This is a genomic window from Haloferax mucosum ATCC BAA-1512 (assembly GCF_000337815.1).
Lineage (GTDB): Archaea > Halobacteriota > Halobacteria > Halobacteriales > Haloferacaceae > Haloferax > Haloferax mucosum.
In genome coordinates, this window is sequence record NZ_AOLN01000018.1 from 529,707 (window position 1) to 554,696 (window position 24,990).

The following is a 24,990-nucleotide window of genomic DNA, read 5'->3' on the forward strand; positions in this document are numbered from 1 at the left end:
ATGGCCGCCACCCGCAGGGGCTTTGTGTCACCCGTCCGAGAGAGGCGGTATGGACGATAGCCACATCGTTGTCGTCGGCGCGGGACTCGCGGGCCTCGTCGCCGCACGACACCTCGCCGTCGATGGGGCCGACGTGACCGTCATCGAACGGCGGGACGACGTCGGCGGCCGAGTCAGAACCCGGACGAACGACGGTTTTATACTCGACCGTGGATTCCAGGTTCTTTTCACCGGCTACCCCGCGGTCCGCCGAGAACTCGACCTCGACGCCCTCGACCTCCGGCGATTTACGCCCGGCGCAACCATCTGTCGGCCGAGTCGGCGGTCTGTCCTCTCCGACCCGTTGCGCGACATCGATGGCCTGTTCGACTCCCTCCGAAACCCGGAGGTGACGACGAGCGACAAACTCCGGACGCTGGCGCTCAGACAGGACCTGAGCACGCGCGACGAAGACGAGATATTCGACTCGCCGGACCAGACCATCCGCGCGTACCTCCGGGACTGGGGTTTTTCCGAGGACTACATCGAGCACTTCGTCGCGCCGTTCTACGGCGGCATCACGCTCGACCGGTCGCTTTCCTCCTCGAAGCGCGTGTTCGAATACACCTTCAAGATGCTCTCGACCGGCCACACGGCGGTTCCCGCCACCGGAATGCAGGCGGTTCCCGAGCAACTCGCGGCGACCGCCCGCGACGAAGGCGTGACGATTCGGCTGGGCGAGCGCGTCGAGTCGATTCAACACGATTCGGACGGCGCGGTCGTCACGACGGGCGACGAGTCGGTCGAAGCCGACGCGGTCGTCGTCGCCGCCGACCCCAAAGAGTCCCGCCGCCTGACGGGCGTCGAGTCGATTCCGACGACCGCCAAGGGCTGTGTCACCCAGTACTACACGCTCCCGACCGAGAGCGGACTCGACGCGGGCAAACGTATCATGCTCAATGCCTCGAACCCAGACCCCAACACCATCGCCCCGCTATCGACGGTTGCACCGGAGTACGCGCCGCCGGGGAAAGAACTCATCAGCGCGACGTTCCTCGGGGCGAGCGCGCTCGACGAATCCGACGACGAACACTTCGAGAAGACGCGGCGGACGCTTGAAGCGTGGTATCCCGAGCGCCACTTCGACCACCTCGAACTGCTTCACACTGACACCATCGCGTTCGCGCAGTTCGCCCAACCGCCGGGCATCCACGACGCGCTCCCCGACTGCCGCGACCCGTCGGGCCGGGCGTACCTCGCGGGGGATTACACCGCGTGGTCGTCGATTCAGGGCGCGATACGGAGTGGCAAAGAGGCGGCTGACGTCGTCCGCGACGACCTCCCGACGTAGTTCGGAAGAACGCGACACACCCGCGACCATTGTTGGCCGACACAGAGTGTTGACAGTTGACCGACACAGAGTGCGTTGACAAACTCAGAGGTGTCGCCGAAGCGCTCCGAGCGGGGGGAACGTGAGCGTCTCACCGGCGTTTTCGTCCCGAACGAGCGGGCGGAAACGACTCGCGTCGCGGACGAGCGGCGACTGAAAATCGGCCGCTCGCATGCGGTTTACCTCGACGCCACCGGCGAGACGGGTGAACGCCGGGAGCATCAACACGTCGGCACCGCGGTACGCGTCGGGACCGTAGAGGGCGCACGGTCGCGTCCGCCCCTCGATGGTAATCGTCGGGTGGTCGTGTCCGACGACGTGCAACTGCGACTCGCCGTCTGGATGGCGATGACCGTGCGAGACGAGCGTCCCGTCGTCCAGCGCGAACTCGTCGTAGACCGTGCCAGCCCACGCTTCGACGAGCATCGTGTCGTGGTTGCCGGCGACGAACACCGGGGTCGCGCCGACGTCGGAACACGCCGCTTCGAGAGCCGAAAGGGCCGTCTCAGAGCGCTCGGTCACGCGGTCGAATCGGTGGAGCACGTCGCCCGCGAAGACGACCGTCTCCGGGTCGAACTCGTCGCAAAGTGCGGCCAGTCGCTCGGTGAGGTCGGCGCGTTCGCCGAGCGGGAACTCGACGGTGGAGGCGTCGGCGCGGCCGACGTGGAGGCGTCGGCGCGGCCGACGTGGAGGTCGGCGAGGACGAGCGCGTCGCCGTCGGGGAGGAAGACGGCGCGGTCGCGGACGGTGACGCGTGGCACAGAAGAGACGACGGTCGGAACAGACAAAGCCCCACCGACCGCCCGAATGCGACCCTCGACTGTCACGAACAGAGGCGAGAGAGCGGGGGCCTTTTTACTCGGTGCGCCCTACTTCTATGACATGACCGGCGCCCTGGAGGACAAGCGCACCGCGACCCGTTTTCGCATCCTCGCCGAGATTGCCGACCGGCAACCGGCAGTGAGCCAAGGAGAGATAGCCGTTTCGGTCGGCGTGACGAGTCAGGCCGTCTCCGAGTACATCCGCGACCTCGTCGAAGACGGACTCGTCGAGAAGGAAGCCCGCTCGCGCTACCGCGTGACCAAGGAAGGCGTCGATTGGCTCTTTCAGGAGGCGCGGTCCCTCCAGCGATTCGCCGAGCACGTCACCGGCGACGTGTTAGAGAGCGTCAACGAGGACGCGGCCATCGCCACCGAAGCCGTGTCGTCCGGCGAAACGGTGACGCTCTCGCTCCGCGACGGACTGCTTCACGTCACGCCCGGCGACGACGGCCCGGCAATCGGCGTCTCGACCGTCGAAGCCGAGGCGGGCGACGACACCAGCGTCACCGGTTTCGAGGGCGTCATCGAGATGGACCCGGGTTCCGTCCACGTCTTACAGGTCCCACCGTCTCGACTCGGCGGCGGAAGCGACGTTGACGCCGAGGCGCTGGCCGAGGCGTGCGCGGATGCGGACATCATCACCGCCAGCGGCGTGGAAGCCGTCGTCGCTTGCCGCCGCGCCGACGTGGACCTGCTGACGTGGTTCGCACCGGGTGAAGTCGCGGCCGACGCCGCCGCTCGCGGATTAGAGGCCGTCGTCGTCGCCAGCACCGACGCCGCCGGACGCGTCATCGACGCACTCCGAGACGCGGGCGTGATGTTCGAAGTCACAGAGCCGTAACGTCGGCGTCTTCGCCGTCGGTCACCAGTCTGAGACCCCAGTCGCCGACCCCCCACACCAGTCGCCGACGTTCCCTGCCAGTCGCCGGTCGAGGATTTCCGGTGACGACCACAGGGTGCCTTCAAGCGCGCCAGACGTGAGAACAGAGTTCTATTTTCACGGGCACGTTCGTCAGTTCTAGTCTTCGGCGTGTTCTCGTGCCATCGTGTACGCCTCTCGAAGCTCTCGGAAACGTTCTCTGTTACCGCCGTGGTCAGGGTGGACGTGTTTCACTCGCTTGCGGTAGGCGTCGCGGACCGCGTCGGACGAGGCGTCCGCCGAAAGGCCGAGTCGGTCGAACGCCGCCGAGATAGGGTCGTCGAGGTCGGCCAGTTCCGGTTCGAGTTCGGGCACGTCGAATGGTAGTCGCCGACCGAGGTGTCCGCCCGGCATCTCGTGTTCACACAGGACGGCGAAGACGCCCGCGCGTTCGAGGCGGAAAAACGCCTGCGCGTCGAACGTGATTGCGACACCGCGGTCGGGCAGGTAGAACGCGACCGTCTCGCCGTGAATCGGCCGGTCTTCGGCGAATCGCTCGTCGATTGCGGAGAGATACTCGCGGATTTCGGCGCGACGGCGATTCACCCCGTCGATGCGCGGGCCGCGCGAGACCTCACGGTCCGGGAACAGACGGCCTCCAACGACGAAGACGCCAGCGACGACCACAGAGGCAATTGCACCCACCACGAGGCCGAGGACGAGCCACGAAGGGAGGAGCGAGACCCACTCCGGAAGCACGGTAGAAACCACGTGACGAGTGACCATGAACCCCTCGCTGGCCAACCTCGATTGCCGCCGGGACTGCACCGCTCTTTGGGGATGGCTGACCCGGAATATGTTCTTGAAACGTCACTTTTTCGGTCGCACTCGAACGACGTTGAAAACTTCCCGCGGTCGGTATGTCGGAAACCGCCGTATAGCGATTCGAGCGGCCGTCTTTTGGATGATGCAACAATTTCATACTCACCTCCGAGTGAGTTTTCATTCACTCGCTCCCCGTTCGCAAACTTCTTTATTGGTGTGGGGGACCATACAGATACCACATGGCTGTAGTCTGGCTGGACGACGTACGGGCCGACGACCTCGACTTGGTCGGCGGCAAGGGCGCGTCGCTGGGCGAACTCACCGGTGCGGGACTCCCCGTCCCGCCGGGATTCGTCGTGACGGCGAACACGTACCGCGCCTTCATCGAAAACGCGGGAATCGACGACGAACTCTTTTCTGCGGTCGAAGTTGACCACGAGGACTCCGCGGCACTGAAAGAAGCCCACGAGACGGCCCACGACCTCATCATGGGCACGCCGATGCCGGCGGAAGTCCGCGAGGAGATTCTCGACGCCTACCGGAGCACCGGTGAGGGCGACGCCTTCGTCGCCGTTCGGTCGTCTGCGACCGCAGAGGACCTGCCGGACGCCTCCTTTGCGGGCCAACAGGAGACGTTCCTCAACGTCACCGAAGAAGAACTCTTAGAGCGCGTCAAGGAGTGTTGGGCCTCGCTGTTCTCCGAGCGCGCCATCTACTACCGCAACCGCAAGGGCTTCCCACACGACAAAGTCGATATCGCCGTGGTCGTCCAGCAGATGGTCGATTCGGAGAAGTCGGGCGTGATGTTCACCCGTCACCCCTCGACCGGCGACAAGAAGATCATCATCGAGGCCGCGTGGGGACTCGGCGAGGCAGTCGTCTCCGGAACCGTCTCCCCCGACAACTACGTCGTCAGCCGCGACACCGGCGAGGTCGAAACCGCGACCATCGCAGACAAGAAGACGATGTGCGTCCGCGACGAGGAGACGGGCGAGACCGTCATGCGCGACGTGCCGAACGACCGCCGCCACGACCGCGTTCTCACAGACGGTGAAGTCGATCGACTCCTCGAACTGGGTGAACTGGTCGAAGACCACTACGAATCGCCGCAGGACGTCGAGTGGGCCGTCTACGACGGCGAGGTGTACATGCTCCAGTCGCGTCCCATCACGACCATCTCCGAAGACGGTGGCGCCGACTCGACGGAGACCAAGACCGCGAGCGCGACCAATGTGGGCGACGACGTCATCATGCGCGGCCTCGGCGCGAGTCCGGGCATCGCCTCCGGACGCGCCCGCATCGTGACGAAACTCGACCACCTCGACCAAGTCGCCGAAGGCGACATCATCGTCACCGAGATGACGATGCCCGACATGGTACCCGCGATGAAACGCGCCGCCGGCATCGTCACCGACGAGGGCGGCATGACCTCCCACGCGGCCATCGTCTCGCGCGAACTCGGCGTTCCCGCGGTCGTCGGTACCGGTGACGCGACCACGACGTTCGAAGACGGCGAGGTCATCACCATCGACGGCGACAAAGGGACCATCCGCGAGGGCGAAGAACCCGAAGAGAACCAGCGTCAACCGGTCGAAGAAGCTCGTCCCAAGACGCCGGTCAAGCCCATGACCGCGACGGAGGTCAAGGTCAACGTCTCCATCCCCGAAGCGGCCGAACGCGCCGCGGCGACGGGCGCAGACGGCGTCGGTCTCCTCCGCATCGAACACATGGTGCTCACGCTCGGCAAGACGCCGGAGCGCTTCATCGAGCAGAACGGCGAGCGCGCCTACGTTGACGAAATCGTCTCGGGCGTCCGCGAGGTCGCAGAGGAGTTCTACCCGCGGCCGGTCCGCGTCCGCACGCTCGACGCGCCGACAGACGAGTTCCGACAGCTCGAAGGCGGCGAGAACGAACCCCGCGAACACAACCCGATGCTCGGGTACCGCGGCATCCGTCGTGGTCTCGACAACCCGAACACTTTCCGCCTCGAACTGCAGGCGTTCCGCCGCCTGTTCGACATGGGCTACGACAACGTCGAGGTCATGTTCCCGCTCGTCAACGACGCGGAAGACGTGTTGCAGGCCAAAGAGCACATGATCGAAGCTGGCATCGACCCCGAAAAACGCGAGTGGGGCGTCATGATAGAGACGCCTGCGGCCGCGCTGAGCATCCGCGAACTGGCCGACTCGGGCATCGACTTCGCTTCCTTCGGCACGAACGACCTGACGCAGTACACGCTGGCGGTCGACCGAAACAACGAGCACGTCGCCAACATTTACGACGAACTCCACCCGGCCGTGCTCAAGCTCATCGGCGACACCATCGAGACGTGCCGCGAGGTCGGCGTGAAGACGAGTATCTGCGGACAGGCCGGGTCGAAGCCCAAGATGGTCCAGTTCCTCGTCGATAACGGCGTCAGTTCCATCTCGGCCAACATCGACGCCGTCCGCGACGTGCAACACGAGGTCAAACGCGTCGAACAGCGACTCCTCCTCGATTCCGTTCGCTGACACTCCGGAAACCGGTCAGACGCGCGTCTTTTTCTCCGTTCCGCCCGTCTCACTACGCGAGGGTTCTGATTCAGTATGTCCGTCGCACCCGATAGGTCACAGACTCCGCGGGCGAGTGTGGTCGCGCAACTCCGCGCCGTCCTCGTCGCGGTCGGGGTCGTCGTCGCCGCGGTCCTCCTCGGTGCTGTCTTCACCATCGCCGTGTTCGTCCCGCTCATCGCGGTCGGGGCCGTGCCGGAGACGGCCACGTCGATAGTCGTGATTGCGGCGTTAATTCCGTCCCAACTCGCTTTCGCGGCCGTCGGTCTCCTCGTCATGGTCGTCCTCCTCGGCGACGTCTCGGTCCGCCTTCCGACTCGAACCGACGCCACGTGGGTCGCACTCGGTCTCGGCGGAAGCTTTAGCGCCGTCGTGTTGCTCCTCGTCGCCTCGACGGTCGTAGACCTCACCCCGGTTCAGTCGGTTGTCGGCGAGGCGGCAACGGTTGACCCGATGGTTCTCGTCGCGCTCGCGGTCCTGTCCGTCCTCGTCATCGCGCCCGCAGAGGAGTTCCTGTTTCGCGGGGCCGTCCAAGGCCGCTTGCGACAGACGTTCGGCCCGGTCGGTGCCGTGGGCATTGCGAGCGCCATCTTCGCCTCGCTTCACGTGTTCAACTTCATCGGCGGCGGAATCGTCGTCCTCGTGCCAGTGACGGTGCTGTTTGTCGTCGGCTCAGTCCTCGGCTACGTCTACGAGCGAACCGGGAACCTCGTCGTCCCCATCGCGGTACACGCGCTCTACAACGCGACGTTGTTCCTCTCGTCGTTCGTGGTCGGATGAGTTCGTCCGCCGAGGACACATTCATTCGAATTCGAGTACCAATTTGCGCGTGAGAGCGCGCGTCGCACTGGAGCGGAACCGATATACTGGGTGTGGTTTTACACAGAGTCATGCAGCGCGCGGCACCGCAGGAGTTCGACCGCGTCCTCTCTTCGATGTGTACCCAGCCGCACCCGGCCGCCCGCGAGGCCGCAGAGCGGTTTTTGGCCACCAACCCCGGCGACCCCGCAACCTATCAGGCCGTCGCCGCCCTCGAAGAAGACGCCCTCTCGTACCTCGGCGAAATCACCGGGCTTTCGGCCCCCCACGGCTACATCGCCAGCGGTGGGACTGAAGCCAATATTCAGGCCATCCGCGCCGCGCGGAACCACGCCCGCGACGACGACCCGAACGTCGTCGCACCCGAGAGCATTCACTTCAGTTTCCAGAAAGCCGCCGACGTACTCGACGTAGAGTTGCGAATCGTCCCCGTCGATTCGGACTATCGCGCGAGTATCGGTGCGGTCCGAGAAGCCACAGACGACAACACGATTCTCGTCGCCGGCGTCGCCGGAACGACCGAGTTCGGTCGCGTTGACCCGATTCCGGAACTGACGGCTATCGCCCACGACGTCGGCGCGCTGATGCACGTCGATGCCGCGTGGGGCGGCTTCATTCTCCCCTTTACCGACCACGAGTGGTCGTTCGCCCACGCTCCCGTCGACTCGCTGACTATCGACCCGCACAAGTACGGACAGGCGGTCGTCCCCGCGGGCGGACTCTTGTTCCGCGACAAGGAGGTCGTCGATTCGCTCGCCGTCGATACGCCGTATCTCGAATCCGCGTCGCAGGCGAGTCTCACCGGCACACGAAGCGGTGCCGGCGTCGCCTCCGCGGCCGCCGCGATGCGCGAACTCTGGCCCGACGGCTACCGCGACGTGTACGAACGCCAGCAAGCAAACGCCGACTGGCTCTACCGCGAACTCCGCGCCCGCGGCTACGACGCCGTCGAACCGGAACTCCCGCTCGTCGCCGCTGACCTCCCCGATTCGGAGTTCGCGTCGCTCCGCGACCTCGGATGGCGAATCTCGCGGACGGCGACTGGCGAACTCCGAATCGTCTGTATGCCCCACGTCACCCGCGAGTCGCTTCGGGCGTTTCTTTCGGACCTCGACGACGTGCGAACGGACCCGGCGCGAAACTGATCAGTGCGGTCGTCCCGAACCTGAAAACTTACAACTGACTGGCTTCGACCCTCCCTTGTGTCCCTGACTGCGCTCGCACCGCTCGCCGACCTGCCTCTCAGCCTGTTTCCTGACTTCTCGTGGCTCTCGTCGCTCGTCGAGACCGCGACGGGGTGGCTCGGGTTGGTCGTCATCTTCGTGTATTCGTTCCTCATCGCCTTCGCCCTCCCCGGAGTGAGCGAAATCGTCCTCGCGGCACCCCTCGACCTCGGTCTCTCGCGCGGCGCGCGCCTCGCGCTCATCATCCTCATCAGCGGGGCCGGTAAGTCCGCAGGAAGCGTCTTCGCGTTCCACATCGGTCACCAGACCAAGGAGTCCGGCTACTTCGAGAAGGCGCTCGCTCGCCTCCCGGTTGACGTGATGGGCTGGACCGAACGCAAGGCCGTTACAATCGCACAAGATTGGGGCTTCGCGGGACTCGCGGCCGCACTCTGTGTCCCCGGCTTCCCCGACACGCTCTCGATTTACGCCTTTTCGGTTCTCGAAGACGACTACTTCAAGTTCGCGGCCGCGACGTTCGTCGGTTCCTGCGGCCGCCTCATCGTGACGCTCGTCGGTATCGAAGCCGTCCTCACGTTCCTCTGAGTGAACGCTCGGAGTGCGCGTTCTCCGGCGACGCGATTAGTTCGGTGATTCGGTGATTCGGTGATGTGGCCCACGTGGTGACGGGGTCCACTTAGTGAGGAGGTCACGTGGCGACAAAGCCCGGTACGTTACTCACTAGTCGATTTCTCCTCCGGTACGTTCCGTCGCTTTTCGTTCTCGCGGGGCTGTACGCACTCGTCGCCAGCAGCTTTCGGAACGTCGGTGGCCCGCTACTTCTCGTCGCCGTCGCAGGCGCGTGGCAAGCCGTCGCGCTCGACCCCGTCACCGGGTCGCAGATGATTTCGCTCTGGCCGACGCTCCTCATCATCCTCGGGCAATCAATCACCGTCGGACGCATCAGGTCGTCCATCGAGCTGATTACCGGGGACCGCGTGGACCTCATGGCCGTCTTCGGCGGCCGCGACGCTCGCGCGACGACCGGTCGCGTCACCGGCGGCGACGTGACGGTCCTCTTCGGCGGTGTCGAGTTGGACCTCCGCGACGTCGTCGAACTCGACCAGCCCGCTCGAATCAACACCACGTCGATTTTCGGCGGGGTAGACATCACCGTCCCGCGCGATTGGAACGTGCAACTGGACGTGTTGCCGGTGTTGGGCACGGCCGAAGACGAACGCCCGCGGCGCGAGGCGGAACACGTCACTGTTGACCTCGTCGTCTCCGGCTTCTGTGCGTTCGGCGGCGTCACGGTCAAGGACTGATGCCGAAAGCCGCGTCTTTTATATTCGTCCTCGCACTCACTATCGGTGTGACCGCGATGGGTCTCCCCGACAACATGCGTATGCGTGTTTCCTTTTAGCCACGGGTGGACCCCGCTTTCGACCGTCGTCTCGGTAACGCGAGGCGAGGCCGAACCCGGCGAACCTCGGGGCGATTGTGTATCGACCGACAGACACATCCGAAACGGCGGGCTTTAGGCCCGCATCTGAGATAGACGACACATATGAGTCACGAGGACTTTCCCACGGAACACCCGGCAGTGGTGACGTGTGGGTTGCCGTACGCGAACGGCGACCTCCACATCGGTCACCTCAGAACGTACGTCGGCGGCGACATCTACAGTCGCTCGCTTCGAACACTCGGCCAAGAGACGACCTTCGTCAGCGGTTCGGACATGCACGGGACGCCCGTCGCCGTCAACGCCGAAAAAGAGGGCGTCACGCCCGAGGAGTTCGCGCTCCGGCACCACGAGAAGTACGAAGCGACGTTCCCCAGGTTCAACATCGAGTTCGACAACTACGGCCACACCCACGACGAGACGAACACCGAACTCACCCAAGAAATCGTCAGAATACTCGAATCGGAGGGATACGTCTACGAGAAGGTAATTCAGGTCGCCTACGACCCCGACGCCGACCAGTGGCTTCCAGACCGGTTCGTCGAGGGTACCTGTCCGTACTGCGGCGCGCACGCCCGCGGCGACGAGTGTGACGAAGGCTGTGGTCGCCACCTCGAACCCGGCGAAATCGAGAACCCGACCTCGGTTCGGACCGGAAACCGCGCCGAATACCGCGAGCGCGAACACAAGTTCTTCGCCGTCTCCGACCTCCAAGAGTACCTTCAGGAGTTCATCGACCGCCTCGAAGGGACCTCGAACGCGCAGAACCAGCCCCGCGAGTGGATCGAAGGCGAACTGCAAGACTGGTGTATCACCCGCGATATGGACTGGGGCATCGACTACCCCGACGGCGGCGAAGAGGACTTCGTTCTCTACGTCTGGGTCGATGCGCCTATCGAGTACATCGCCTCGACGAAGCAGTACACAGAACGCGTCGGTTCCGATACCTTCGACTGGGAGCAGGCGTGGCGCACGGAAGGCGACATCGTCCACATCATCGGCCGCGACATCATCCAGCACCACACCGTCTTCTGGCCGGCGATGCTCCGAGCCGCGGGCTACGTCGAACCGCGTGCGGTCATGGCCTCCGGGTTCATCACGCTCAACGGGAAGGGCTTTTCCACGTCGCGCAACCGCGCCGTCTGGGCCGACGAGTACCTCGACGAGGGCTTCCATCCCGACCTGCTTCGGTACTATCTCGCCACGAACGGCGGGTTCCAGCAGGACGTTGACTTCTCGTGGTCGAAGTTCAGAGAGCGCGTGAACAGCGAACTCGTCGGGACGGTCGGCAACTTCCTCTACCGGTCGATGCTCTTTGCGTACCGCAACTTCGAGGGCACCCCGGACACGGACACCTCCGAGGAAGTCGAATCCCGTATCGAGGAGGCGGTCGCTGAGTTCCAAGCCGGTGTCAACGACTACTCGGTCCGCAAATCCGGTAACGCGGTCGTCCGACTCGCCCAGTTCGGCAACGAGTACATCCAGCGGAACGAACCGTGGAGACTCACCGACGAGGACCCCGAAGCGGCCGCACAGGTTATCCGCGACTGCGTCCAGATTGCGAAGGCCATCGCGGTCCTGTTTTATCCGGTCACTCCCGGCAAGATGCAGGCGCTCTGGGAGCAACTCAGCGAAGACGGCGCTGTGGCCGACACGGGCGTCGATGACGCCTTCGAAGCACCCGCCGACACCTTCAGTGAACCCGAGGCGCTGTTCGAGAAAATCGAAGACGAGCGCGTCGAAGAACTCAACGAGAAACTCGCCGAGCGCGTCGCGGCCACGGCGTCCGAAGACGAAAGTGAAAGCGAAAGCGACGAGTCCACTGCCGACTCCGAAGAGAGTATGGACGACGCAGACCTCGAATTCGAAGCCATCGCCGACGACCGCATCTCCTTCGAGGAGTTCCAGAACCTCGACCTTCGCGTCGGCGAAATCGTCGCCGCCGAGGGTATCGACGGCGCGGACAAACTCGCCAAGTTGACCGTCGATATCGGCGTCGAAGAGCGTCAAATCGTCGCCGGCATCAAGCAACTCCACGACCTCGAATCGCTCCCGGGCACGAAAGCTATCATCGTCGCCAACCTCGAACAGGCCGAACTGTTCGGCGTCGAGTCCAACGGCATGCTCCTCGCCGCCGGCGACGAGGCGGACATCCTGACGACTCACGGCGACGCGGTTCCGGGCACGAAGGTCCAGTAAGCGCCGAGAGTCGGTATCGACGCGCGACCACTATTTTTCGGATACCAGACGCGGACCACAGCGAATAACTGCGCCGACTCCCGAGCGTCGCCCATGCGAATCGGAGGACGGGAAGCAATCGGAATCGTCGTCGCGCTCGCGGCCATCGTGGGTGTCGTTGCCGCCGTCACCGGCGGCGGCGCAGGAACGCTGACCGTCGAGCGAGTCGAGACGCTCCCACAGGGACAAGGGGCAGTCGCCTTCGGGAACCTCGACCCCGGCCAGCGAGCGACGTTCGAGAAAGCCGTCTCGACAGGCGAGCGCGTCCAAGTCCCGAACGAAGCCGCGAGAAACGAATTCGTCGAACCCGGCTACGTCCGTTATGACGGCGGTATCTACCGGACGACCGTCTCGTCTTGAGTCGGGGGCGCTCTACGTCTCGAACGTCACGGCGCAACCGGAGTCACTTTGAGTAGCTACTCTGAGCACCGTCTATGCGATACAGCATCGTACTCGCCGTGGCACTCGTCGTCCTCTCGACGGGCTGTCTCGGCGGAAGCAACGGCACGGGATATCTAACGGTCGAACACGTCGAGGAACTCCCGCAAGGCGAAGGGGCAGTCTCGTACGCTAACCTCTCGCCGGACCAACAAGCAGTGTTTCACCGGGCGCTCGACGAGGGTGGACGCGTGACACTGGAAAAGCGGACCGACCGAAACGAGTTCATCGACCCCGGCTACGTCCGTTACGACGGCGGTATCTACCGGACAACCGTCGAAGTGCCCTGAGATGCGGACTACCTCGGCGGCCGAAGCCGGTAGTAGCGGCGGTTGAGGTTGTACATGTAGCCCTCGCGCATCGTCTTGAGCACCGCGTAGGTGACGATGCCGAACACCACCGGTAAGAGGAACGTCAGGTCGAACAGCAAGCCGACGTTCATCGGCATGAGGTTCTGGATGGCGATGAGCGAGAGCGTCAGCGCGAACACCACGCCGAAGACGCCCACGGCCGCCCAGAACGGCTGTTCGACCGGCCGTCGTGCGGACCCCTTGTTGAGGAAGGGAACGATGGCGATGACGCCGACAACGACACCGTTTGCAAGCACGCCGAACGTCCGGTCGGCCATCAGCTTCTGCCCGCCGAGAATCGCCAGCTCGGGGTTCAGCGGTTCGAGTTTGAGCAGACCGAACGACCAGTAGAGGTACCAGTCCGGCAGGATGATAGCCGGCGTATCGGACGGATTCGCGGGTTCGCCGATGTGGGGTGGCATCGTCGCCGAGAGGAACAGAATCATCCCGACGAAGAACGCCGCGATAGAGAGGTTTCGAACGGTCTCGTGCGGCCACGTCGGGAACGCGAGCACGTCGCGTTCGATGTAGTCGGATGATTGTCGGAGCGTCTGGTCTTCGTACCGAGAGCGCTCGAAGTACTCGTAGGTCAGGCGGGCGAGTCCAGTCCGGCGGGCCTTCCGCTCGTAGAACGTCGGTGTCTCGTCGTCCGGCGGAACTGGACCCACCGGCGCACCACCATCGACGGCGGGACCCACCGTTCCACCAGCGGCACCGCTCTCAGTTTCTTCCCCACCATCCGTCCGTCGTGGATGGTCGTCAGTCGGACACATACCTGTACATTGGGCTGAGGGAGCAAAAATCGTGCTGTGTGCCCACATGGACCAAACCCAATATTTATTATGATGTTTTGGCGTCGCAGTCGGCTACATAGACTACGTATGTGAACCTCTTACTCGACACCGAGTTCATCATCGGGCTTTTTTATTCATCACTCGTAGGTCGGGCTATGCGAAACGCAAAAATCGTCTGTACACTCGGTCCGGCATCGTTCGACCGGGAGACGATTCGTGATCTCGCGGACGCCGGGATGAGCGTTGCCCGAATGAACGCGAGTCACGGAAACGTCGAACACCGGTCCGAGGTCATCGACAGTATCCGCGCCGTTGATGACGCGACCAAAGACCCGCTCGCGGCCATGCTCGACCTGCAAGGTCCCGAAGTACGAACCGCCCCCATCGAGGAGGATATCTACCTCGAAACGGGAAGCGAGGTTCGGTTCTACGAGGGTGACGACGCCACGCCCGAAGCGGTCGGTCTCTCGTACTCTATCGCGGCCGCAGAATCCGGTGACACTATTCTCCTCGACGACGGCCGCATCGAAGCGACCGTCAAACGCGTCGAAGACGGGACCGTCTTCACGCGCATCAACTCCGGCGGGCAACTCGGCGCGCGCAAGGGCGTGAACGTCCCCGGCGTCGACCTCGATATCGACCTCATCACCGATTCGGACTACGAGAACCTGAAACTCGCCGCCGAGAAGGAAGTCGATTTCGTCGCCGCCTCGTTCATCCGCGACGCCGACGACGTGTACACCATCAGCGACACGCTCGAAAGTCTCGGCGCTGAGATTCCCATCATCGCCAAAATCGAGCGCGCCGGTGCCGTCGAAAACCTCGACGAGATTATTCAGGCGGCTCACGGCGTGATGGTCGCTCGCGGCGACCTCGGCGTCGAGTGCCCGCTCGAAGAAGTGCCGATTATCCAGAAGCGCACCATCCGCAAAGCGCAGGCCGCTGGCGTGCCGGTCATCACCGCGACCGAGATGCTCGACTCGATGGTTCGGTCCCGTCGGCCAACCCGCGCCGAAGCCTCCGACGTCGCCAACGCCGTCCTCGACGGCACCGACGCCGTGATGCTCTCGGGCGAGACGGCCGTCGGCGACCACCCGGCCCGCGTCGTCGGGACGATGTCCCGGATCGTCAAGGAAATCGAAAACAGCCCCGAGTACGACGAGAGCCAAGAACAGCGCGTCCCGACCGCAGACGAAGGCTCCCGAACCGAGGCGCTCGCTCGCTCCGCGCGCTACCTCGCACGCGACGTGAACGCCGCGGCCGTCGTCGCCGTCTCCGAATCCGGTTACACCGCCCGAAAGACCGCGAAGTTCCGCCCCGGCGTTCCGGTCGTCGCGGTCACGCCGAACGACCGGACGCGACGCCAACTCGCCGTCTCGTGGGGTGTTTCCGCCGAGTACTGCGACTACAGTTCGAGCGTCGAAGCCGTGATGGACGACGCCGTCACCGCCGCGCTCGACGCTGGCGTCGCCGAATCCGGCGACACAATCGTCGTCCTCTCCGGCATGATGACGGAACTCGAAGGGACGAACACGACGAACATGCTCAAGGTCCACGTCGCCGCCGAGCCGATCGCCACCGGTCGCAAAATCGTTAGCGGCCGCGTTGCAGGTCCGCTCTACCGAACCGAAGACGGCGACCTCTCGGACGTTCCCGAGGGCGCTGTACTCGCGCTCTCGGCCGAATTCGACGGCGAGTTTGACGGCGACGCTGACAAACTCGCGGGCATCATCGACGCTCGCGCCGGTATGACCGGCTACCCGGCGCTCGTCGCACGCGAACTCGACATCCCGATGATCTCCGGCGCGCCGCTTCCGAAGGTCGTCGAGGAAGGCGCGCTCGTCACGCTCCACGCGGAACGCGGCATCGTCTACGAAGGCGACGTCATCAGCTACAACCGCGGCAGTCGGTAATCGAAGCGAACGTGACGAACGGAGTGCGGTAGCCCTTTCCCACCGCATCTCGTATCCGTAACTAATGTCCCGCGGTCCCGCCTCCGAAACAGACGACGAGATACGAAGCGGAGAGGAGTGGCGAGACGACGAATCCGGTCCTGCCGACACCGAACAGTCGCCGGCGGTCGAACAACTGCCGATTGAACCGGGGTCGCCACAGACCGAGAACATCGTTTTCGTGCTCCTCGGCGTGCTCCTCGCAACGAGCCTCATCGCAATTACGATCTTCCCGACAGGATAGCGACCGACCGAGTCTGATTCGGAAGCCGGAGACGCCGCCGAGTCGGAGGAATTCCGACGCCAACTTTACATTTTGATAATCGGGCCTATTGGTTTATGTAACCGCGACGGGAACCACCGCCAACTCCCCAACTGGGATATACGAAATGAGTTACGCAGCCCGCGCACCCCCCGTGTTGGCCGCCGCGTTGATTCTCTTCGCGGCGCTCTGGGTTCCGACGCCCGCAGTCGCGGCCGACGAGCCGACTGCTTCGTTCGACCAAGACGTCACTACCGTCACGCGTGGTGACGTCGTCGAGATACGTGTCTCGCACTCAGAGCCGGGCACGCTCCACATTGGCGGCGACGATTACGGCTACCATCTGGCCGTCAACCTCTCCGGGTCGGGAACGACGACCATCACTATCGACACCTACAACTCGACCGGAGCGCCCGAGACGTACGTCTCCGGCGGCGGGAACAAGACCCTCCACACCGCCGAGCTTCGGCGGCCTCTCGAACCGGCAACGTACATGATGAACGTGACAATCGGCGGCGTCGAGCGCGCTATCGGGCAACTCGAAGTCGAGACCCGCGGCAACTCGTCGGCGACGACCAACGCCGCACCCGCGAGTGTGAACGAGTCCGACTCGAAGCCGAAGCCCGAAGACATCCGCGAACTCCTCACGCCCCGAGAGAAGGTCGCAAAGGGTGACCTCGCGGTTATCCAACTCAACGAGAGCGGTCTCGAATCGGCGCTGAATCCCAACGACGTGTCCGGCGGGGCGAACGCGAGCGGTATCGAACTCTCGTTGAACCAGCTCGAAGTCCGACCGAATCACGAACAAAAGACGTTCATCGCCACTCCCGAAAACGGGACGACGGTCGTTCCCGACTTCGACAACGACGTCGTCTACGTCCTCTGGGACACCACAGACCTCCCGATTGAGGGCGACGAGGAGACCTACGAGGCGCGGTTGACGCTCAACGGAAATCACAGTGATTTCGTCGAGGAAGACACCATCACGGCTCGGTCTCGGGTTCGTCTCGTGGAATCGACTGTCTCGCTGAACGTCGATAACGAGACAGTCTACCCGTGGGAATCGCTCCGAGTTGACGTAAACGGGAAGACGACACTCGCACCCGGCACGACAATCGAACTCCGGGCGCGCGAACCCGGGGAACCGTTCTTGAAACTCGTCCCCATCACGGTCGAGAAAGACGGGACGTTCAAACAAAATCTCACGTTCGCACCCAAGGACCGCGGACAGTCGTTCCCGATGTGGATTCGTGACTACCGCGACGAGACCGAACGAACGATGCGACTCCTCGAAGCCGACGCGAACCTCCGGTTTGTTGATCAGGAGACGGACGGGACGTTCGTGACGATTAGCCAGGTGAACCTCTCTGTCGGCGGCTTCGTCACCGTCGAAACCGCAGACGAAGAGCAGTTGGGAACGAGTTCGTACCTCCCACCGGGGTCGCACAAGAACGTCGTCGTCGATTTCGACCGTCGCCAATTAACCGACAGCGGTCTGCTCGCAATCGCCTACGCCGACCGCAACCGCGACGAGAACTTCTCGCGGGCGTTCGACGCGCCGTACCGAACGGGCGGGTTCAACGTGACCAACACGACGAACACGACGGATTCGACCAACGTGACGAACGAAAGCGCCGGAACCATCGTCGCAGACGACGCGCTGGTTCGTCTCGAACCCGGCGCGAAGACGCCAACACCGACGCCGACGGCCGAACCGACTTCGACAACGACGCCGACCGCGACGCCCTATCCGGTCGTCGAGCGGACAGCGCTGGACCCCGACGACTCCGGGACCAACGCCGGCATTCCGCTGTCACCCGGACTCGCGGTCGTCGCGCTACTACTGACGGGGCTTTTGGCACGACGACTGTGACATCGATTGATATTCGCGGCGGTAGGTTTAATTTCGACCCTGCACGCCGATTCGACGAACACGAACGCGATATGACCACACAGGACGGACTCGGACCGAACGCGATGGGGGGAGAACAGTGACGGTGCTTACCGAACTCGAAGGGACGAAATTCGTTCGCTTCCTCTCGGACCTCTGGACGCAACGAAACTGGCAGACCAACATACAACCCCGCGGAGACGGTCGCTACCTCGTGCAGGGACAACGTAGCGATGGCTCGAAGGGGATGATGCTGGTGCTTCCCGCCGTCGAGATGACGGTCGAAAAAGAGCACGTCAAGGGGTTCGTCGCGCACGCGAAGAAGCGACAGATAGACGTTATCGTCGTTGCAACCCAAGGCGAGTTTGCAGACGAAGTTCGGGGCTTCGCAACGAACCACGACATAACCCTGTTCGACCGGGAATCGCTCGGGGAGACGGTCGCCGAAGAGGGTCTCGAAGAGACGGTCCGACAGCACACCGACGGCGACGTCTTCGAGACCGCCGAGGTCGAATTCGAATTGCCGTTCGACCTCCCCGAACCGGTAGCGAATGCGCTGGCTTCGCTTCCAATCGAGGCGATCCGCGACCGACTCTCGGGACTCACGGGCGACGGCGACGGGGGGGGAGACACCCCACTCCGGGAGCGATTGCCGTCTTCCATCGACGACCTCAAATCCGGGTCGCCGCCGAGCGTCCGCGTCGTCGTGGTCGCCGTCCTGCTTCTCGTCCTCGCACTCGGGTCGGTCGCCGCGCTCGGGCCGATGGTTGATGGACTCGGCGGGTCCAGTAGTGCCGGCGGCGTCGGTATCTCAGCCCTCTCAAGCGCACCCAGCGACTCGGCGACGATGGTCGCGCGGTGGAACGCGAAACCGACCGACTCCGTACAGGTCGGCAACAACTCGTACACCGCACCCGATGGCGAGCAGTTCGTCGTCGTTGCGCTCAACGTGACGACACAACAGGCCGCGCCGGGGTCGCTTTCACAGTCCTCGCTCGTCTTCGAATCCGACGGGGTCCGATACGCCCATCAACCGCTTTCGAACACGACCGGGTTCGCAAACGGCGGGCTGTTCGCACCGAACGAAACCGAGACCGTCTGGACCGTCTTTACCGTCCCGAAGAACGCGAGCACCGGAACGGTGCTCGTCCGCGAAGCGAACAACGACACCGTGGCGTTCGTCCACGACGAGTCGGTCGCGGCCGAACCGAGCGTTTAAGCCGGGGCTGAGAGCCGCCAGACCCTCAACCCTTAATCAGGCGACGGCCCTAGGGCCGGTATGGAACTCCCGCTGTTCGCGTTGCAGACCGGTCTCATCACTCCCGAGACGTTGCCGTTGCTCTTGGTACTCGCCGGTCTTGGTCTCTCTCTCGCAGAGGCGTTCGCGCCGGGCGCACACTTCGTCGTTCTCGGCGTTTCCCTCCTCGCCGCAGGACTCGTCGGACTGCTCCTTGGACCGTTTGCGAGTCCGCTCATTCTCGGCTTGCTCGTCTTCGTCTTCGGCGGACTCGCCCTGTACGGCTACCGCGAGTTCGATCTCTACGGCGGCAAAGGACAAGAACAGACGAGCGATTCGGACGCGCTGACCGGAAAAATCGGACGTGTCACGGAGCGCGTCACCCCGACGAACGGCGAAGTAAAACTCGACGAAGGCGGCTTCAACCCGTACTACGCCGCTCGGTCGGTTCACGGGGAATTAGAAGAAGGAAGCGAGGTGGTCGTCGTTGACCCCGGCGGTGGAAACGTCGTAACCGTCGAGGGAATCGGGCCGGGCGAAGACGAAATCGACCGCGAACTTGCGAGAGAACGGGCGCGTCGCCGACGCGAGCAACTCGAAGAAAACCGAGAACGCGAACGAGGGCGAGAACAAGAAGACCCAGAGCAGGCGTAGAGCGATACAGCGTGGGGGTTCGACCGCCGTGAGTGGTGAAAACCGTCGGACGTGACGAGCTCATCACACTAATACTTATCATACGGCCAACCCTAGACCGAGTTATGGAACTACTAGCTCTCCAAGCACTGGGATTCGGAGGAGTCGTCGCCGGCTTCCTCGTTCTCATCCTCGCCATCGTAATCGTGTACCAGATGGTGGAAATCGTAGACGCATACGAGAAGAAGACACTCACCGTCTTCGGGGAGTACCGACGCCTCCTCGAACCCGGTATCAACTTCATTCCGCCGTTCGTCTCTCGGACGTACCCGTTCGATATGCGGACACAGACTCTCGACGTTCCCCGTCAAGAGGCCATCACCCGCGACAACTCGCCCGTGACCGCCGACGCCGTCGTCTACATCAAGGTCATGGACGCGAAGAAGGCGTTCCTCGAAGTCGATGACTACAAACGCGCTGTTTCGAACCTCGCACAGACGACGCTCCGCGCCGTCCTCGGCGACATGGAACTCGACGACACGCTCAACAAGCGTCAAGAAATCAACGCGCGCATCCGCAAAGAACTCGACGAGCCGACCGACGAGTGGGGTGTTCGCGTCGAGTCCGTCGAAGTCCGCGAAGTCAACCCGAGCGCCGACGTGCAACAGGCGATGGAGCAACAGACGTCCGCCGAGCGCCGTCGCCGTGCCATGATTCTCGAAGCGCAGGGTGAACGCCGCTCCGCCGTCGAGACGGCCGAAGGTGAAAAGCAGTCCAACATCATCCGTGCGCAGGGTGAAAAGCAGTCGCAGATTCTCGAAGCACAGGGTGACGCAATCTCGACCGTCCTTCGCGCGAAATCCGCCGAATCGATGGGCGAGCGCGCCATCATCGACAAGGGGATGGAGACGCTCGAACGCATCGGTCAGGGCGAGTCCACAACGTTCGTCCTCCCGCAGGAACTCACCTCGCTCGTGGGACGCTACGGGAAGCAACTGACCGGCTCTGACGTACAGGACATGGAAGGTCTCTCCAGCATGGAGTTCGACAAAGAGACGCGCGAACTCCTCGGTCTCGACGACATCGACGACATCCTCGGCCAAATCGACGAGGCGGCCGAGATGAACGTCGAGCAACTCGAACAGGAAGCAGAGGCCATCAAGGCCGGTGCCGAAGTTAACGACATCAAGTCACCCGACGAGGTCATCGCCGAAGCCGACGAGGAAGAAGAACCCATCAAGTCGCCTGACGAAGTCGTCTCCGAAGGCGAATCGCAAGACGGAGCGGCCGACGAGATGTCCGCGAACAACGGACAACAAAGCGACGACACGGACGACGACGGCGACGGCGAAGCCGAGATGTCGTTCGAAAAAGACCTCGAATAGGCCACCCGGTCCTCGTTTTACGGCCCGCAGTTCGAACCTGTCGCATCGACAGACCGTCTTTGTTTTCAGACGATTGATATGCCGAAGCGTTTTTCTTTAACCCGTCTCCTATGTGAGAGTAGATGTCGAACCGCCGGATAGACGAAGACAAGCGGGCCACACTCCGCCGCTTCGCCGCACTCGGAGCCGCCACGCCGTTGGTCGGTCTCGGAGCGAGTGACGACGAAGACGACGGCTCCGGCTCCTCCTCCAGTGATACCCGGGATGCGATTATCGGCTACCTCGCCGCCACACCGGGCGCGCACTTCTCCAAAGTACGCGACGATTTGCAGTTAGGAACGGGAGAGACGCAGTATCACCTCCGGAACCTCGTCGACGAGGGAACGCTCGACGTTCGCCGTGACGGAGACTACAAACGGTTTTTCCCCGCGAGTCGATTCTCCGACTTCGAACAGGTCGCACTCGGCTATCTCCGACGTGAGACGCCGCGTGGGATGCTCATTCACCTCCTCCGCGACCCCGACGCGACGGGGAGCGCACTCGCCGACAAACTCGGTGTCTCGCGGGCGACGGTGAGCACGTACGCGAAGAAATTAGACGCCGTTGGACTGCTCTCACGCGAAAACGGCTACGAAGTCCGCAATCCAGAGACAGTCATCACGCTGTTGATTCGGTACGCCGACTCTTTTGGCTCCGACGCCGCGTCGTTTGCCAACGACGCCGCCGGGTTCATTCGATTCGAACCCTAATTCGTCGCGGAGACCAGTTCCGCTTTTCGAGGCTGTGCTGTTCCGTTCCACTCTGTTCCGCCTGCTCCGACCCGCTCCGTTCTGTCCCGCCCGTTTTGTCCCGTCTTCGTCGTTTCACTTGAGCGACGACTGGCAACGCTGTGTACTTCGGCAGTCACGAGCGACGCCGCTGGTCGTCGATGAAAACCCGAAAAGCGGGGGGAACGCGAAGTGGGAGACGACGGCGTTCCGGTGTGATGGCGCTGTTACAGCGTCAGGAGGATTCAGACGGTGACTTTCCACGTCGTTCCAGACGAGTAGCCCCACTTTTCGACGGTCACGTCGAAGTCGCCGTCGAGGATGGGGCGCATGTTCGCACCGACTTCCTTCGCCGAGAGGTCGAGGTCTTCGGCGATGAGGCGCGATTTGAAGTACGTCTGCGTGCCGGCGTTGGTTCGGAGGTATTCGAGGATGCGGCGCTGTTTCTCGGAGAGGTTTCCTGCGGCATCGAGGACGTCGCCCTCGACCGCGGATGTGGTGGCGGTCGTGCTCATATCTACACACAGGAGCGAGACGACTATCAGGGGTTTGGTACGGGAGGTTAACACGGCGCTGTCTTGCGATTTCCGTCGATGAAAGGCGCTTCGCAGGGGGTGCGTACACCACCGCAGGTACAGTCGCCTAACAGGGTGTGTACTGTGACGACTCCCGGCAATTGTCTCTGGTGGACGAACGGTGAGAAACTGCCAGAGAACCAGTCGCGTTCGACGACGCGAGACAGAAAATACATACGCAGATAGCGGCCATACGACGACAATGGGTCGCCCGACAGACCGACGCTCGCCCGACATCGCGTCGGCCGGCGTCGAAGTGAGCGTCGTCCTCCCCGCGTACAACGAGGCGCAGACCGTCGAGAACACGGTCCGCGTCACGGTCGAGACGCTCGAATGGTTCCTCCCGTCCGACGCGTTCGAGGTTATCGTCGCCGAGGACGGCTGTGACGACGAGACGCCGGCGATTGCCGACCGGCTGGCCGCCGAAGACGACCGAATTCGCCACTATCACAGCGACGAACGGCTCGGTCGCGGCGGCGCGCTCGAACGCGCGTTCGAAGCCGCCGACGGCGACACGCTCGTCTACTTTGATACCGACCTCGCAACGGACATGCGACACCTCGAAGAACTGGTCGAATGCGTTCGCTCCGGCGAGTACGACGTGGCGACCGGCTCCCGCTGGATGCCCGAGAACGTCGCGGACCGGCCGTCGAAACGCGGGGTCCCGAGCCGCGCCTACAACGGGCTGGTTCGGTTTTTCCTCCGGTCGGACCTCCGCGACCACCAGTGCGGATTCAAGGCGTTCAGTAGAGAGGTGTTCGAAACGCTCCGCGACGACGTCGAAGACAACCACTGGTTTTGGGACACCGAGATGCTCGTCCGCGCACAGCGCGGCGGGTTCCGCGTCGCCGAGTTCCCGGTCGATTGGGAACCGAAAGGCGACACGAAGGTCGATCTCGTCCGCGACATCCTCGGGATGGGAAGCCAAATCATGCGCACGTGGTGGCAACTGTCGGTTCGGCCGCGAATCACCCGCCGGGTGACCATCGTCGCCAGCTTGCTCCTCACTGTCGCCGCACTCGCGTTGATGACGCTCTACATCGACCCGAGCGAGGTTCTGGCGGTTCTGAGCGGTGCTGACCCGACGCTCGTCGCGGTCGCCGCAGTCGTCTATCTCGCGTCGTGGCCGCTCCGCGGCGTCCGCTACCGCGACATCCTCAGAGAACTCGGCTACCGCGAAAAATCGGGGTTCCTCACTGGCGCAATCTTTATCAGCCAGACCGGAAATCTCGTGTTTCCAGCCCGCGCGGGCGACGCCGTCCGCGCGTACGTGGTGAAAGCCAGACGCGGCATCCCGTATCCGTCCGGTTTCGCCTCGCTCGCCGTCGAGCGCGTCTTCGACCTGCTCACTATCGCTGGCCTCGCTGGCGTCGTCCTCATCGGTCTCGCCGCGACCGGCGGTCTCGAAGACATCGCAACCGTCCTCGCAACCGGCGTGAGCGGCGGCAGTGTTGACGTGTCCGCTGAGGACGTGCGGACGGTCGCCTACGTCGCCTCCGGCGTCGGCGTCGTCGCCATCCTCGGCGTCCTCGGCATCGCGCTGTCGGCGCGGGCGGACCGCAACGTCGTCCGGGCGTTCGTCGGCCGGTTCTCCTCCGACTCCTACGTCGAGTACGTCGCGGGCGTCATCGAGCAGTTCGTCTCCGACCTACAGGCGGTCGCGGGCAACCGAAGCGCCTTCGGACGCGTCGGCCTGACGAGCCTCGCCATCTGGACGATCGACGTCGTGACGGCCGTCGTGGTTCTCCTCGCGCTCGGCGTTTCTATCGACCCGGTGCTCCTCGTCGGCGTCTCCTTTTTCGCCGTGAGCGTCGGGAATCTCGCAAAGGTGCTCCCACTCTCACCGGGTGGCGTCGGACTCTACGAAATCGCCTTCACCGTCTTCATGGCGGCGTTGGCCCCGGTCGCACCGCCCGCGGCGCTCGCCGCGGCGGTACTCGACCACGCGGTGAAAAACGGCGTCACCATCGTCGGCGGCGTCGCCTCGATGCTCTCGCTCAACGTCTCGCTGACGACAGCAGTCGAAGAGAGCGCTGACGTTCGAGACCGCGAACACGAACTCGCAGAATCAGAGTAGGTACAAGTCACAACGGAACGGCGCGAGCGCGCCCGTGACCGCGGCTTCGAGCGCGTCCGTCCGGGTAACTCGCCCGCCGGTGAACACGCCCGCCGCGCCCTCTTTTTTGGCGATTTCGTCAGTCCCGAGCACGTCGTCCATCACCGGACCGAGTTCTTCGCCCGCGCGGATTCTGTCGGCGATACGGTCCGGAAGGAGGAAGCTCGGGCCGGCCGCGCGGCCGACTCGCTCACCGTCGGTGACGGCCGCCCACATGACGAGGTAGCGGTCACTCTCGGACGTGTCCGTGCTATCGGAAAACGTCGAAACGCCGCCTTCGATGCCGACGCCGAGGTCGGAGTCCGTCTCAGACCGGGCGCGACGCGCTCGGTTCACCGCACCCGTGATCGTTTCGTCGTGGCCCGTCGGTTGCTCCGAGACGCCCGAATCGACTGCGACTGCCACGACACTCGCATCGGGACAGGTTCGTTCGACCGCGCGTCGCTTTACCGGGTTGCCGCTTCCGACCGCGATGTCCATATCGT

22 protein-coding genes and 1 pseudogene are annotated in these 24,990 nt (G+C 63.6%); 18 read left to right on the forward strand and 5 right to left on the reverse strand.

Going from position 1 to position 24,990, the window contains the following annotated elements:
* Positions 1–49 precede the first annotated feature (49 nt).
* A complete protein-coding gene (locus C440_RS15375) occupies positions 50–1,330 on the forward strand; it encodes an NAD(P)/FAD-dependent oxidoreductase (protein WP_008321569.1) in 1,281 nt (426 codons plus the stop codon).
* Positions 1,331–1,414: 84 nt separating this feature from the next.
* Here C440_RS15375 and C440_RS15380 read toward each other — a convergent pair.
* Positions 1,415–2,130 (reverse strand): annotated as a pseudogene (locus C440_RS15380) (metallophosphoesterase).
* Positions 2,131–2,251: 121 nt separating this feature from the next.
* Between C440_RS15380 and C440_RS15385 the strand changes: the two are divergent.
* On the forward strand, positions 2,252–3,031 hold the full coding sequence (locus C440_RS15385) for a DUF7839 domain-containing protein (RefSeq protein WP_008321571.1): 780 nt from the start codon (positions 2,252–2,254) through the stop codon (positions 3,029–3,031).
* A gap of 177 nt (positions 3,032–3,208) precedes the next feature.
* Here the strand turns inward: C440_RS15385 and C440_RS15390 are convergent, their stop codons facing one another.
* Positions 3,209–3,808: a J domain-containing protein gene (locus C440_RS15390; RefSeq protein ID WP_049915908.1), complete on the reverse strand. Its 600-nt coding sequence runs from the start codon at positions 3,806–3,808 to the stop codon at positions 3,209–3,211.
* 305 nt (positions 3,809–4,113) lie between these two features.
* On the opposite strand from C440_RS15390, the gene ppsA reads away from it, so the two are divergent.
* The 8 genes from ppsA to C440_RS15430 all read left to right on the forward strand — a co-directional run bounded on the left by ppsA (position 4,114) and on the right by C440_RS15430 (position 12,833).
* A complete protein-coding gene (gene ppsA / locus C440_RS15395) occupies positions 4,114–6,384 on the forward strand; it encodes a phosphoenolpyruvate synthase (protein WP_008321573.1) in 2,271 nt (756 codons plus the stop codon).
* A 75-nt stretch (positions 6,385–6,459) separates the two neighbouring features.
* A complete protein-coding gene (locus C440_RS15400; protein WP_049915909.1) occupies positions 6,460–7,203 on the forward strand; it encodes a CPBP family intramembrane glutamic endopeptidase in 744 nt (247 codons plus the stop codon).
* A gap of 110 nt (positions 7,204–7,313) precedes the next feature.
* The gene (mfnA, locus tag C440_RS15405) at positions 7,314–8,387 is read left to right on the forward strand and encodes a tyrosine decarboxylase MfnA (RefSeq protein WP_008321575.1); all 1,074 of its coding nucleotides are present in this window, start codon (positions 7,314–7,316) and stop codon (positions 8,385–8,387) included.
* 57 nt (positions 8,388–8,444) lie between these two features.
* A complete protein-coding gene (locus C440_RS15410) occupies positions 8,445–9,011 on the forward strand; it encodes a YqaA family protein (RefSeq protein WP_008321576.1) in 567 nt (188 codons plus the stop codon).
* A gap of 107 nt (positions 9,012–9,118) precedes the next feature.
* Entirely contained in the window at positions 9,119–9,730 is a 612-nt protein-coding gene (locus tag C440_RS15415) for a LiaF transmembrane domain-containing protein (protein WP_008321578.1), read from the forward strand.
* Between the two features lie 242 nt (positions 9,731–9,972).
* Positions 9,973–12,066: a methionine--tRNA ligase gene (gene metG, locus C440_RS15420; protein ID WP_008321579.1), complete on the forward strand. Its 2,094-nt coding sequence runs from the start codon at positions 9,973–9,975 to the stop codon at positions 12,064–12,066.
* A gap of 93 nt (positions 12,067–12,159) precedes the next feature.
* On the forward strand, positions 12,160–12,465 hold the full coding sequence (locus C440_RS15425; RefSeq protein ID WP_008321580.1) for a hypothetical protein: 306 nt from the start codon (positions 12,160–12,162) through the stop codon (positions 12,463–12,465).
* Between the two features lie 74 nt (positions 12,466–12,539).
* Positions 12,540–12,833 carry a hypothetical protein gene (locus C440_RS15430; protein WP_008321581.1) on the forward strand — a complete coding sequence of 98 codons (294 nt, stop codon included), beginning with the start codon at positions 12,540–12,542 and terminating at the stop codon, positions 12,831–12,833.
* A gap of 8 nt (positions 12,834–12,841) precedes the next feature.
* On the opposite strand, the gene C440_RS15435 is transcribed toward C440_RS15430, so the two are convergent.
* Entirely contained in the window at positions 12,842–13,666 is an 825-nt protein-coding gene (locus C440_RS15435) for a cytochrome b family protein (RefSeq protein ID WP_008321582.1), read from the reverse strand.
* Positions 13,667–13,842: 176 nt separating this feature from the next.
* On the opposite strand from C440_RS15435, the gene pyk reads away from it, so the two are divergent.
* The 7 genes from pyk to C440_RS15470 all read left to right on the forward strand — a co-directional run bounded on the left by pyk (position 13,843) and on the right by C440_RS15470 (position 21,796).
* Entirely contained in the window at positions 13,843–15,600 is a 1,758-nt protein-coding gene (gene pyk, locus C440_RS15440; protein WP_008321583.1) for a pyruvate kinase, read from the forward strand.
* A 64-nt stretch (positions 15,601–15,664) separates the two neighbouring features.
* Positions 15,665–15,883 carry a DUF7312 domain-containing protein gene (locus tag C440_RS15445; protein ID WP_008321584.1) on the forward strand — a complete coding sequence of 73 codons (219 nt, stop codon included), beginning with the start codon at positions 15,665–15,667 and terminating at the stop codon, positions 15,881–15,883.
* 145 nt (positions 15,884–16,028) lie between these two features.
* Entirely contained in the window at positions 16,029–17,774 is a 1,746-nt protein-coding gene (locus C440_RS15450) for a DUF7282 domain-containing protein (RefSeq protein ID WP_049915910.1), read from the forward strand.
* Positions 17,775–17,892: 118 nt separating this feature from the next.
* Positions 17,893–19,011 (forward strand): restriction endonuclease, encoded by a 1,119-nt coding sequence (locus tag C440_RS15455; protein WP_008321586.1) that lies wholly within the window; start codon positions 17,893–17,895, stop codon positions 19,009–19,011.
* A gap of 60 nt (positions 19,012–19,071) precedes the next feature.
* Positions 19,072–19,683 (forward strand): NfeD family protein, encoded by a 612-nt coding sequence (locus C440_RS15460; protein ID WP_008321587.1) that lies wholly within the window; start codon positions 19,072–19,074, stop codon positions 19,681–19,683.
* A gap of 104 nt (positions 19,684–19,787) precedes the next feature.
* On the forward strand, positions 19,788–21,047 hold the full coding sequence (locus C440_RS15465; protein WP_008321588.1) for an SPFH domain-containing protein: 1,260 nt from the start codon (positions 19,788–19,790) through the stop codon (positions 21,045–21,047).
* A gap of 122 nt (positions 21,048–21,169) precedes the next feature.
* The gene (locus C440_RS15470; RefSeq protein WP_008321589.1) at positions 21,170–21,796 is read left to right on the forward strand and encodes a winged helix-turn-helix transcriptional regulator; all 627 of its coding nucleotides are present in this window, start codon (positions 21,170–21,172) and stop codon (positions 21,794–21,796) included.
* 263 nt (positions 21,797–22,059) lie between these two features.
* Here the strand turns inward: C440_RS15470 and C440_RS15475 are convergent, their stop codons facing one another.
* Positions 22,060–22,329 carry a DUF7123 family protein gene (locus tag C440_RS15475; RefSeq protein ID WP_008321590.1) on the reverse strand — a complete coding sequence of 90 codons (270 nt, stop codon included), beginning with the start codon at positions 22,327–22,329 and terminating at the stop codon, positions 22,060–22,062.
* A 262-nt stretch (positions 22,330–22,591) separates the two neighbouring features.
* Between C440_RS15475 and aglD the strand changes: the two genes are divergently transcribed.
* Positions 22,592–24,466 carry a flippase domain-containing glycosyltransferase AglD gene (gene aglD / locus C440_RS15480; protein ID WP_008321591.1) on the forward strand — a complete coding sequence of 625 codons (1,875 nt, stop codon included), beginning with the start codon at positions 22,592–22,594 and terminating at the stop codon, positions 24,464–24,466.
* Here aglD and yjjX read toward each other — a convergent pair.
* Complete coding sequence (yjjX, locus tag C440_RS15485) at positions 24,458–24,985, reverse strand: inosine/xanthosine triphosphatase (RefSeq protein WP_008321592.1); 528 nt, start codon at positions 24,983–24,985, stop codon at positions 24,458–24,460. The genes aglD and yjjX overlap by 9 nt on opposite strands.
* Positions 24,986–24,990: the final 5 nt, after the last annotated feature.